At 51.8% G+C, this 12,804-nt stretch carries 10 protein-coding genes; all 10 read right to left on the reverse strand.

Features of this window, described 5'->3' with window-relative positions; genetic code table 11:
- Positions 1-41 precede the first annotated feature (41 nt).
- The 10 genes from sinH to rodZ all read right to left on the reverse strand — a co-directional run bounded on the left by sinH (position 42) and on the right by rodZ (position 12,592).
- A complete protein-coding gene (gene sinH / locus WN16_RS20985; protein WP_044702000.1) occupies positions 42-2,240 on the reverse strand; it encodes an intimin-like inverse autotransporter SinH in 2,199 nt (732 codons plus the stop codon).
- Between the two features lie 205 nt (positions 2,241-2,445).
- Entirely contained in the window at positions 2,446-2,664 is a 219-nt protein-coding gene (locus WN16_RS20990) for a zinc ribbon domain-containing protein (protein WP_003838464.1), read from the reverse strand.
- A gap of 53 nt (positions 2,665-2,717) precedes the next feature.
- Positions 2,718-3,752 (reverse strand): Gfo/Idh/MocA family oxidoreductase, encoded by a 1,035-nt coding sequence (locus tag WN16_RS20995; RefSeq protein ID WP_016150754.1) that lies wholly within the window; start codon positions 3,750-3,752, stop codon positions 2,718-2,720.
- Positions 3,753-3,815: 63 nt separating this feature from the next.
- Complete coding sequence (locus WN16_RS21000) at positions 3,816-5,357, reverse strand: peptide MFS transporter (RefSeq protein ID WP_003037736.1); 1,542 nt, start codon at positions 5,355-5,357, stop codon at positions 3,816-3,818.
- Between the two features lie 299 nt (positions 5,358-5,656).
- A complete protein-coding gene (gene der / locus WN16_RS21005; RefSeq protein ID WP_003037733.1) occupies positions 5,657-7,129 on the reverse strand; it encodes a ribosome biogenesis GTPase Der in 1,473 nt (490 codons plus the stop codon).
- Positions 7,130-7,246: 117 nt separating this feature from the next.
- A complete protein-coding gene (gene bamB, locus WN16_RS21010; RefSeq protein WP_003838454.1) occupies positions 7,247-8,425 on the reverse strand; it encodes an outer membrane protein assembly factor BamB in 1,179 nt (392 codons plus the stop codon).
- A gap of 10 nt (positions 8,426-8,435) precedes the next feature.
- Positions 8,436-9,056 (reverse strand): YfgM family protein, encoded by a 621-nt coding sequence (locus WN16_RS21015; RefSeq protein WP_003037727.1) that lies wholly within the window; start codon positions 9,054-9,056, stop codon positions 8,436-8,438.
- 13 nt (positions 9,057-9,069) lie between these two features.
- The gene (gene hisS, locus WN16_RS21020; protein ID WP_003835173.1) at positions 9,070-10,344 is read right to left on the reverse strand and encodes a histidine--tRNA ligase; all 1,275 of its coding nucleotides are present in this window, start codon (positions 10,342-10,344) and stop codon (positions 9,070-9,072) included.
- Positions 10,345-10,454: 110 nt separating this feature from the next.
- A complete protein-coding gene (gene ispG / locus WN16_RS21025) occupies positions 10,455-11,573 on the reverse strand; it encodes a flavodoxin-dependent (E)-4-hydroxy-3-methylbut-2-enyl-diphosphate synthase (protein WP_003838451.1) in 1,119 nt (372 codons plus the stop codon).
- 26 nt (positions 11,574-11,599) lie between these two features.
- Positions 11,600-12,592 (reverse strand): cytoskeleton protein RodZ, encoded by a 993-nt coding sequence (gene rodZ / locus WN16_RS21030; RefSeq protein WP_016150755.1) that lies wholly within the window; start codon positions 12,590-12,592, stop codon positions 11,600-11,602.
- Positions 12,593-12,804: the final 212 nt, after the last annotated feature.

Raw genomic sequence — 12,804 nt, forward strand, 5'->3', positions numbered from 1 at the left:
TTCAACATTCAGCGACTGGCTGGTCAGCCACTACGCTGACACTATTTCTGGCTATACACCACGCGTATGCCATAGCCCTGAATACCATCCTGCTCATGAGCAGCGAATTTTTGCGCAGCCTCTCTATTTGTTGCTGGCAACACCAGATCTTCATTGCGGGTATTGGCTTGTGCTCCGGTATTTCCCGTCACGCTTTGCCCGGTAAATTCCCATTGATAGTCATAAAGCGCCATTTCATCTTCTGCCAGTTGTTCTGACATCTGGAAAACGCCGTCTTTATTGGCATCACGCCACAGTACAAATCGATAGGTATTATTAACGACAGGATGCCTATCTTGTTTGCCGCTCAAATTAACGGGAGAAGATGTTTTCATTTGATAAATGAGCGCATTCAACGCATCAAACGCATCACCGGTAAACGTCACGTCAACATAGTTACTGTCGCCGTAGACGTCTTCCTTCGCTTTCCAGCGAAACGTCCCAGGAAGCGTACTGGAGAGCGTGACGGTTCCCGCCTTTTTGTCACGGCTGGCAATGAAGACGCAGGGCAATTCGGCGGTACAAGCGGTGGAAGAAAGCGACACCTTTTTGTCATTGCTGTCATAGAGTTCAGGCGCCATAGCCTCATCCACCAGCACTTTACCGTTACGATCGGTCGTATCCCCAAATGAATCAGTCAGCACCAGGTCCATCACAACACCATCGACGCCATCCGCCAAAGCGCTGGCCTCATGGCTATGATCGGTACGATCGGCGTCGGCGACGTTATCGACAATCAATTCGATTTTACGATCCTGCTGGACGGTAATTTCCACAGCACCCGAGTTTTGCTTATTCCCCTTTTCATCTTCCAGGGTCATGCGCACTTTCCAGGTATTTAACTCTGTACGCTGTGCTTCTGTATCCGCATTGACCCACGCAGGGAGGGCCAGATTCCAGCGGTTATTATTCCCTTCAGTGAGGGCATCAGCTTTTACTACTGGCATCACTAATGTGCGATTGGCATTATTTTTTGCCTGCCAGGAGGCGGAGATGATTTTGTAGTGATGAGAGACAAGCGCATTGATCGTCCACTTACATTTCTCCAGTCCCACCGCAGACTCAGGCGTGTCTTCAATTACGCATTCAGGATGGACATTGGTCGCATCGGCTTTGAGCCATAACGCAACATCAAGGGGATCTTTTTCACGGTATTCAAGAACGATAAAATTATTACGCTCGACAAAATCGGTACGACTGCCCATTAAAGAGCGCTGAATTTTTACGTTTTCCGGATCAAGCTGAGCCGCCAGGGGCGTACCTAACTGATAAGTGACGGTTGCGTTGATGCTAAGGTCGGCATTATCTCCAGTGCCGGCTTTGTAATCTGCACCCAACGTGACCATCGGCACAGGCATGTAATTGAGACCAACGGTTACCGCATGGGGATTTTTTTGTAAATTGTCGGTACCAAATAATGCCACTTCATCGCCATAGTACTGCTCGTAGACTAATTTCCCACCGATCTGTGGATAAAATGACAGCCAGCTTTCAGCCCGAATATCCCATCCCCGGGCGGGGCGCTCTTCATAAAACTCGAAATCCTCAGACTCTTTCCAGTCAGAAAGTGGATGGTAATAGTTGCCAGAGAGCTTCAGATAATCTGTCCATGCCTCAGTGCCCAAACCTAAGCGACGGTGCCCACGGCTAAAATCGTAGTCATAAAAAGCGTTGCCGCCGAGTAACCAATCCCCCACATTTTGACGCAAGCCAAAACCGATATTTCCAATGGTCCGGTCCTCTTTACGCTGCGCGGAGATTTGGGTAAAAATCAATGTATATTGGTTGTCGTATAAGGGAACAAAATAGTCGAGAGAGCTACCATCAAGATCGCCCCCTTCGCCAACAGATAAACTGGTCCGTACTTTTCCGTACGGTGACATTAACCCTTCTATATACGATTGCGTGGAGGAGGTAATTTGATTTTGCAAATAGCTTTGCGCCTGTGATTTCAACGCGTCAGGCGTCAGGTTTTCAAAGCCTTGTGTCGCAGAGTTAATAAAATAGTCGACACCTTTCTCTTTAATGGATTGATCTTCGTTATTATGCTGTTCTTTTAGTACCGACTCACTGCCGAGATCGGGCAACGTAGACTCACTTATGTTATTGGTTGCTGCAGGCGCAACAATATTGTCCCCGGCAATAACTGCGCCAGAAACGAATAGAACAAGCAAGATAACAAAGCGCGCCCTTCGGGCCATAACATGTTCCTGTATTAACAAAGTTGCTGTACAGCAGGAACATTATATTTATGATTCACGCTAATGAATGCCTTTATAACCTAAATATAATCCTAAAAAATCAGCCAGATTATCAAAGCAAGATAAAATATTTGTAATAATAATGATTAAAGCTGATTAGCATTCATAATAAATATTAATCAGCAAAAATTATTCATAATATAATTTATATTATGACATTATATTCCACGCGTTTCTTCGAAATAAGGCCATGGCCGTTCTGACAGAAATAATCCACCGCTCCGCAGGCTTTTAATACTTGCAGTGGCAGATGGCATTCCGGACAACGCGCTTCCAGTTGAATATCTTTGTGACAATGCTCGCAGTGCGCCACACCATTTTGCGGCTCCAGCTCTGCATGACAATCCGGGCAGGTAATCGACATATCGTGTCCTTATACAGAAAATGTATTGCTGCTTTTATTTTAACACCATGCACTTAATGTGGCCCACGTAACTGCTGCTGCAATGTTAACAGGCACTCCACTTCTTCCAGCCTGCGCAGTGTCGTTTGGCTCACCTCCTGCGGACAACGTTCAAACAAACTTTGCGCTCCCAGAATTTGCTCAGCGAGACAATGGGCGTAAATCGTACCGGTAATGCTCCAGCGTTGTACCACCTCGCCGTCAATCACTTCCAGTACATCTTCTGTACCGCGTCGGTCATGGCTGATAATACGTCCGTCACGCAGATAAAGCCGCAGACCTTTTTGCCCACCAGCTGGCCCCGCATATTTGTTGAGCCAGATATCCAGTGGAATGCCACTAATCTGCCCCTGAAGATGCGCCTCGCCTTCTGCCGTGGTCAGGTCACTCTGGGGGATATCACGTCCCAGACGGTCTTTAGCACTCACTAACCGCAGCACCATCTCATTATTCCCTCCCAGATACCGTACCGTTTCCCGCAGCATTGCTAACACGTGCGTACCGATATCCAGAATCACGCCATCCGGGTGGCGAAGTTCACGCGTGTCCGGTTCACCGGTGGCAAAGTTAAGCGCTATCGGCTCCCCTGCAGCGTTAAATCCACTTGGCTCCTGCAAAAAACCTTCGATTTTCACAATCTCGGCAAAAGTGCTGACCAACCCTCGTTTCACCGTTTCGATGCGCGCCATCCAGTGGTCGAGTGCCAGTACACGATCGGCGGCTCCTGGTTGAGCCAGCAGCATTTTCAGTTTTTCAATTTGGGAGAGCGTGGCGACAATAGGTTTTTCAACCACGATACGTGCGATGGGAGAGGCCAGGGCCTGTTCAAGCACCTCAAGGTGATGCAAGGATGCGGTCGTGATGAACAGGGTATCAAGAGGCTGAGTAAGCAGCTCTTCGAGCGACGTACAACGCGTCACGCCTGCTGGCTGTTTTGTGGGTTGAACATCAAACCCCACACAGCGTAATGAATCACCGAAGAGGCTACGTAATGCGGGCAAGTATGCCGTTTCAACGACTGCGCCCAGCCCAACAAACCCTAACAGCATGTTCTCACCTCAAAAGTTGAATTACCGGGGCATAACGTCTGCCCCGGCATCATCGAGGTGCTATCAGGCGCTAGTTGCCGGTTTAGTCTGTGTATTCTCCAGCATGCGACGAATCGGAACAATGAGAACGATCAGTACCGCGGCGCAGATAAGCAGCGCAATCGAGCAGCGCGCGAAGAGATCTGGCAGCATATCAAGCTGGTCGGCCTTCACATGACCACCAATCAGACCCGCGGCCAGGTTACCCAGCGCACTGGCGCAGAACCACAGACCCATCATCTGTCCACGCATTCTTTCCGGTGCCAACAGCGTCATGGTCGCCAGACCAATTGGGCTCAGACACAGCTCGCCGAGCGTAAGCATCAGGATACTGCCTACCAGCCAGAATGGAGAAACACCCGCGCCGCCATTTGCCAGCACGTCTTGCGCCGCCAGCATCATCACGCCAAAGCCCGCCGCTGCGCAGAGAATGCCGATGACAAACTTGGTGATACTGCTTGGGCGAATATTCATGCTCGCCAGTTTTGGCCACGCCCAGCTGAATACCGGGGCCAGCAGAATGATGAACAAAGCGTTAATCGACTGGAACCATACTGCCGGGATTTCAAAATCGCCGATCATACGGTTAGTGTAGTCGTTGGCGAACAGGTTGAACGAGGTAGGTTTCTGCTCAAAGGCAGACCAGAAGAACGCAGCGGAAACCAGCAGGATAAAGCAAACCAGCAGCCTGGCGCGTTCTTTACGGTTCAGCCCCGCAAAGACGAACAGATAGATAAAGTAAAGCGCAACTGACGCGGCAATCACGTACACCAGCATGCTGGCAACCGCGACCGGGTTAATCACAATCACTCCCTGCGCAATCAGGGTAACAACAATTGCTACACCAACTGCCAGCGCCAGCAGCCACGCGCCCACACCATTACGTTTCACAACCGGGCTGTTCCAGGTCGAGTCCAGGCCCACTTCGCTATCGTAGCGTTTCATCGCCGGAACGGCAAAGATACGGAAGATGAGCAATGCCACCAACATTCCGATACCACCGATACCAAAACCCCAGTGCCAGCCGTGAGTTTTAATCAGCCAGCCGGAGATCAATGGCGCGATGAAGGAACCCAGGTTGATACCCATGTAGAACAGCGAGAAACCGCCGTCGCGGCGCGCATCGCCTTTTTTATACAGCGTACCCACCATCACCGAGATACAGGTTTTGAACAGGCCAGAACCGAGCACAATGAACATCAGGCCAATAAAAAACAGGTTGTCACCCATGATGGCCGAGAGTGCAATCGACAGGTGACCAAGTGCTATCAGGATGGAGCCATACCACACCGCTTTTTGCTGACCAAGCCAGTTATCCGCCAGCCAGCCACCTGGCAGCGCAGCAAGATACATGGTACCGGCAAAGATACCGACAATCGCCGAGGCATTTTCACGCGCCAGTCCCATGCCACCGTCATAAACGGTAGCCGCCATAAACAGGATCAGTAACGGACGAATGCCATAAAACGAAAAACGCTCCCACATCTCAGTAAAGAACAATGAGCCGAGCGGATAAGGATGACCGAAGAAAGTTCGGCTTTCTTTTTGATTAACAGAGGATTGCATAATTCTCCCGAAAGTTATGTCGTCGTGCGTGTAAACACCGCGATGTACGCCGACCAGTTACGTAGCTGGTCGATTTTTTACATGCGGCGAAGATTTATTTAACCATTTGATAACCTGGCAGTAGTTTTGTCTAGTACCAACCGGGGGACTTTAAGATGAAAACTCGACAATTGTCTACTTTCTTAGATTTAAACTTGGTAAAAAACGAATAGTGATTGACATTGCGCGGGCTGAGGTTGACGTTGGAATAACGAAAAAAACCCGCGACAAGCGCGGGTTTTCATCTGCATCAGCAACGATTACTTACTTTTTTTAATGTGTTTAATCAAACGCTTACGTTTACGCATCTGAGTCGGAGTCAGCGTATTGCGTTTGTTGGCAAACGGGTTTTCCCCTTCTTTGAACTGAATACGGATCGGCGTCCCCATTACGTCCAGAGATTTGCGGAAATAGTTCATCAGATAACGCTTGTAGGAATCCGGCAGGTCTTTGACCTGGTTACCGTGAATCACCACAATTGGCGGGTTATAACCGCCCGCGTGGGCGTATTTCAGCTTCACACGACGACCACGCACCAGTGGCGGCTGATGATCTTCTACTGCCATGGTCATGATGCGCGTCAGCATCGCGGTGCTCACGCGACGGGTGGAGCTGTCATACGCTTCACGGACCGATTCAAACAGATTACCCACACCGCTGCCGTGCAGCGCAGAGATAAAGTGTACGCGTGCAAAATCAATAAAGCCCAGACGGAAGTCCAGCGTCTCTTTGACCTGCTCTTTTACTTCCTGCGTCAGACCATCCCACTTGTTCACAACGATAACAAGTGAGCGCCCACTGTTGAGGATAAAGCCCAGCAGCGACAGGTCCTGATCGGAAATCCCTTCGCGCGCGTCAATCACCAGCATCACCACGTTGGCATCTTCAATCGCCTGCAGCGTTTTGATAACTGAGAATTTTTCTACCGCTTCGGTAATTTTGCCGCGCTTACGCACGCCCGCGGTATCGATAAGCACATATTCGCGCTCATCGCGCTGCATCGGAATATAAATACTGTCACGCGTGGTCCCCGGCATGTCGTAAACCACCACACGATCTTCGCCAAGAATACGGTTAGTAAGTGTGGACTTACCTACGTTCGGGCGACCCACGATCGCCAGTTTGATCGGCAAATCCTGCGGATTGAAATCATCTTCAGGCTCTTCTTCGCCATTTTCTTTGGCTTCCAGCTGCGCCCAGTATTCCGCGTCTTCGTCGACTTCTTCCTGCGGAGCAACGTCATCCATCCACGGCAGCAGAACATGCTCCAGCAGGCTGAGAACGCCACGACCATGGGACGCCGCGATCGGATAAATTTCACCCAGACCCAGAGAGTAGAAATCAACAACCGCCTGGTCAGGATCGAGTCCGTCAGTTTTGTTGGCTACCAGGAACGTCGGTTTCTGGCGCGAGCGCAGATGTTTCGCAATAGCTGCATCCGCTGGCATCAGGCCAGCACGCGCATCCACCATGAACAGCACAACGTCCGCTTCTTCGATAGCCAACAGCGACTGTTCCGCCATACGGGTTTCAACACCGTCTTCGGTGCCATCAATACCGCCGGTATCAATACAGATAAACTCGCGGCCTTCAATTTCCGCACGACCGTACTTACGGTCACGAGTCAGACCCGGGAAATCCGCAACCAGCGCATCTCGGGTGCGAGTTAGACGGTTAAATAACGTGGATTTGCCAACGTTAGGGCGCCCGACAAGCGCGACCACAGGTACCATGTTTAAAGCCTCATTTAAAAAATCATCAGACAACGGGCACATTTTTGCTCCGTTGTTAAAAACAGTAAAACGGCCCCTGCACCAGGAGCCGTTTTTCAAAGCGAGCGGCCGCGACGATTAACGCGTAATAGAGTACAGCGTACCGTCTTTCGCCTGGATCAGCAGTTTACCATCAGCAGAGACCGGCTCGGTCAGGAAACCTGAGCTGTCAACTTTCTGCTGGGCAACAAAACGGCCATCGTCAACGTTAATCCAGTGCAGGTAGCCTTCGCTATCACCGACGACCAGATTGCCGTTATACAATACCGGGGACGTCAGCAGACGGTGCAGCAGATCGCTTTGCGTCCACAGCGTCACGCCGCCATCGGTGGTCAGTGCCAGCACGCGATCGTTCTGGTCAACCAGGTAGATACGGTTACCGTCGACGATGAAATCATTCACCGAGCCCAGTTCGCGTTTCCACATGATCTGACCACTGCGCAGATCCAACGCCGTCAGGTTACCATTATAAGCCAGCGCGTAAACAACGCCATTGACGATAACCGGCGTGGTATCAACGTCGCTCAGACGATCGATTTCCGTTGGGCCTGTCGCCTGAGAGATACGCTGCTGCCAAATCATCTGGCCCTGCTGCATCAGCACAGCGCTTACGCGACCGTTATCACCGCCAACAATAGCTGCGCCAAAGGCGGTTGCCGGAGCGGATTCGCCACGCAGAGACAGAGAAGGCATGTCGAGGTTAACGGTCCATTTGATGGCGCCGTCGGCTTCGTTTAAGGCCTGCAACTGACCGTTGCTGGTGTGGATCAATACCACGCCATCGCTCACAACAGGACGAGACAGCGCTTCACCAGCGACTTTCGTCTGCCATGCGGTAGTACCGTCACTGGTGTTCAGCGCATAAACCTGTGCTTTTTCACTGCCGATATAAACATGACCGCCGGCCACGGTTACACCGCCAGAAAGCTGTGCAGATGCACGGGAGAACCAGCCATCTTTCTCACCCAGATTCACAGACCAGACTTCTTTGCCGTCGCCTGCGTTCAACGCTTTAACTACACCAGCGCGAGAGGCAGCATAGACAACGTTATCCGCCAGCGCAGGATGAAGATTGGAATAGAAATCACCAATACCGTTTCCTACAGAGGTGCTCCATTCCGTAGACGGAGTAAACTGGTTTTCAACCACCGGTAATGGGGACATCTTAACGACATCTTCTTCGCCACTAAACAGTGAACAGCCGCTCAATAGGGTAACGGAAAGCAGCCCTGGCAGAAGTAATTTACGCAATTGCATCGGGTCCCTCTCAGATGGACAAATTATTGATTTTCATCTGCATCATTTCGCTCAGAGCAGGAGAGGCATCGCTTTTCACACCCGCTTCCCATGCGCTACGCGCACCTTGTTTGTCGCCTTTACTCAACAACGCTTCACCACGCAGATCGGCAACAATGGCCGCCCACCCTTCACCTTTAATGGTTTCGAGTGTTTTCAGCGCGGTATCAGCCTGTTTAAGCTGAACCTGAACACGAGCCAGACGCAGGTTTATCACTGCTTTGAGATTTTCATCGCTGGTCGCAGCCAAGCCTTGTTGCAGTTGGCTTGCGGCTTTCTCAAGTTCATTTTGGTCAACAAACTGCTGCGCCAGTTCCAGTGAAGCCAGCGCGCCATAGGTATTTTTATTCTCTGCAGCAAATTTCTCAGCGGCAGGAATGCTGTCCGGTTTACCCGCGCTAACCGCAGTTACCGTATTTTGATACGCCAGAGAAGCAGAGCGTGCGGACTCCGTCTGATGGCTGGTCCAGTAACGCCAACCAACCAGCGCGCCAACCCCTAAAATGATCCCAACAGCCAGCGCCTTGCCGTTTTCAGCAAAGAAGCGTTTTACCGCATCAACCTGGTCGTGTTCGTTCTCGTAAATTTCCACGCTGTCCTTCTCCTTAGCCCAGTAAAGTGCGCAAATGCGCGGCAACGCTATCCTGCGCTACTGCCGTTTGCTCACCAGAGCGCAAATCCTTCACTACAACAGTACCGTCAGCCACTTCGGACTCGCCCAGTACCAGTGCAACGCGGGCGCCCCACTTATCGGCACGGGCAAACTGTTTCTTAAAGTTGCCGCCACCGTGGTTTGTCATCAGTTTCACACCAGGAACTTCATCGCGCAGACGTTCTGCAAGCGTCATTGCTGCCGACTGCGTGTCCGCCCCTGAAGCGACCAGGTATATATCGACAACAGGATCTGCGTTAAATTCCGGATTAACTGCCTGAACTAACAAAACAAGTCGTTCCAGACCCATAGCAAAGCCCACGGCAGGCGTTGCACGACCGCCAAGTTGCTCTACCAGACCGTCGTAACGACCACCGGCACACACGGTACCCTGAGAGCCCAGGCTGCTGGTGACCCACTCAAATACGGTGCGGTTGTAGTAATCAAGACCACGAACCAGACGCTGATTGACGGTGTAAGCAATGCCTGCGGACTCCAGCAGTTTGCACAAGCCCGCGAAGTGCTCGCGCGAGTCGTCATCCAGATAGTCGCCCAGTGCAGGCGCGTCGTTGAGCAGCGCCTGCACTTCCGGGTTTTTGGAGTCGAGAACGCGCAGCGGGTTGGTGTACATACGGCGCTTGCAGTCTTCGTCCAGTTTCTCTTTGTGCAGTTCCAGGTAGGCAACCAGCGCATCACGGTAGTTAGCGCGGGCTTCAAGCGAACCGATCGAGTTCAGCTCCAGGCTGACATGCTGAGAAATACCCAGCGCGCGCCACCAGCGAGCGGTCAGCATAATCAGTTCCGCATCGATGTCCGGGCCTTGCAGGCCAAACACTTCGACACCCAGCTGATGGAATTGACGATAGCGTCCTTTCTGCGGACGTTCGTGGCGGAACATCGGCCCGATATACCACAGACGCTGTTCCTGATTGTACAGGAGACCATGTTCGATGCCGGCGCGTACGCAGCCCGCAGTCCCTTCAGGACGCAACGTCAGGCTGTCGCCATTACGGTCCTCAAAGGTATACATCTCTTTTTCAACCACGTCGGTGACTTCACCGATCGCGCGTTTGAATAACGGGGTCTGCTCTACAATCGGCAAGCGGATTTCACTGTAACCGTAGCTGCCGAGCACGTTTTTAAGAGTGCCTTCAATGCGCTGCCAGATGGCGGTTTCGCCAGGCAGATAATCGTTCATGCCGCGAATGGCTTGAATGTTTTTTGCCACGTTTATTCTCTTTATGAATATAAAAATGAACCCTCAGCGCTAACCCGAACAATGCGGGCGCCATGCGGGTTCAATCATACACGGGAAGCATGCCGCTTCCCATCACGTTGTTATTTTTCAAGCTGCTGCACGTCGATACGACGCGCTTCGTCCAGAATACTTGCTTTGGCACGAATGCGGGCTTCAAGCTGCGTAATCATGTCGTCGTTATCGAGTCTGTCCTTACGCACGCCGTCTTCATACAGGCCGCTTTTCTTGTTACCGCCCGTCACGCCCAGCGTAGAAACCAGCGCTTCACCAGGGCCGTTTACTACGCAGCCGATGATCGAAACGTCCATTGGCGTAATGATATCCTCCAGGCGTTGCTCCAGCGCGTTAACCGTACCGATAACGTCAAACTCCTGACGCGAACAGGTTGGGCAAGCGATGAAGTTGATCCCGCGCGCGCGAATGCGCAGCGATTTCAGGATATCGAAACCAACTTTGATCTCTTCCACCGGATCGGCCGCCAGAGAAACACGCAGCGTATCGCCGATCCCTTCAGATAACAGCAGGCCAAGGCCGATCGCGGACTTCACCGAACCACTACGCAGGCCACCAGCTTCGGTGATCCCCAGATGCAACGGTTGATCGATCTGTTTCGCCAGCAGGCGATAGGATTCTACGGCGAGGAAAACGTCAGACGCTTTAACACTAACTTTGAATTGATCGAAGTTCAGACGATCGAGGTGATCCACGTGGCGCATCGCGGATTCCAGCAGCGCCTGAGGCGTCGGTTCACCGTATTTTTCCTGCAGATCTTTTTCCAGCGATCCGGCGTTGACGCCGATACGGATAGGAATATTTTTATCACGAGCGCAATCCACCACCATGCGAATACGCTCTTCACTGCCGATATTACCTGGGTTAATACGCAGGCAATCAACGCCGTATTCCGCCACCTTCAGTGCGATACGATAGTCGAAGTGTATATCGGCAACCAGCGGGACGTTAACCTGCTGTTTGATAAGCCTGAACGCTTCTGCGGCATCCATTGTCGGTACAGAGACACGAACAATGTCTGCGCCTACGCGTTCCAGCGCTTTAATCTGATTAACCGTCGCTTCCACGTCCGTGGTACGCGTATTAGTCATAGACTGTACGGCGATGGGCGCACCATCGCCGATCGGCACGTTCCCAACGTAAATGCGTGTCGATTTTCTACGTTGAATTGGAGCCTGGTTATGCATTAAAAAATCTCCCGCATTGCCGTCTGTTACTGAGCCGGTGATTGTTCGGCATTAACGGTCAGACGCGCAACCTGGTTAGTTCTGATAAAACGACTCAGATCGACAGGTTTACCCTGGAACTGAATCTGCACTGCCGCCGGAGCACCAATCTTCAGTTTGTACGGTGCCTGACCGGTCAAATTCAGATTGCCATCTTTACGCTGCATCCCGCTGAACAGTTTTTTACCGGTCGCATCGGTGACTTCCAGCCAGCAATCGGCGGTAAAGTTCATCACCAGCGCGTTAGGATCGGCTGCAGGTGTAGTCACACCTGCCTGATCGGTCGGCAGCGGTGCCGCGGTAGCTGGCGCTGTGGTTGCAGTATCGACGTTAGCCTGAGAAGGGGCAACGACGGCGTTTTGTTGCGCATCAACTGCCGGGGCCTGAGCCGCTGCGGTATCTTGTTGCGCTGGCGCTGAATCCGTTACCGCGCCATTTTCAACAGCCGACGTGGTATCCGGGCTTGCTGCAGCGCTGGTATCTAGCGGTACATTCTGCGCACCCTCTTTACCGGCATTCAACTCAGCGGAGGATTGATCGGCCATGGTGGTGATCTCTTCCTGCTGCGCTTTATGGTTCTGCCACCACCAGGCGCCAGTCAGTCCGACAACGACAAACAGTACCAGCCAGGTAAAGGTCATTAACCAGCCGTCGCGTTTCTTACGACGCTTACCGAGCGAGAAGCTCTGCATCGGTGCGACTTTGGCAGGACGAATCGGAGCCTGTTTTTCCAGCCCTGGCAACAGTTCTTCTTCAGGAATATGCACCAGACGCGCATAAGAACGGATATACCCGCGCAGGAATGTTGAAGCAAGATCGGCTGGCGCCTTATCTTCTTCAATATCGCGTACCGTGGAGACCTTCAGGCAAAGTCGCTCCGCGACTGCCTGCTGGCTGAATCCGAGTTGTTCACGGGCATTGCGCAGACGAATGCCGGTGGATAGTGTTTCATTTTTGTCGTGCGTGGCTTCAGTATTCATTCGCTACAGCTGCGTAATATTTGGGTTCTGATGCCGGCGAGCCACAATGCTCACCCACACCGCGAAACATCTGGTCAGTTAACCTTCGTCAGACAGTATAAAACGGTCAGACTATCAATGACAAAACGGCGTAAACCTGAGGGCTAAACACTTGTTACGCCGTTACATACTGCCTTAAAGTCGACAAAAACGCACCGTTATTATTGACCTGA

Origin of the sequence: Citrobacter sp. ABFQG, from assembly GCF_004322975.1 — a bacterium.
In the GTDB taxonomy this organism is placed as follows: domain Bacteria; phylum Pseudomonadota; class Gammaproteobacteria; order Enterobacterales; family Enterobacteriaceae; genus Citrobacter; species Citrobacter freundii.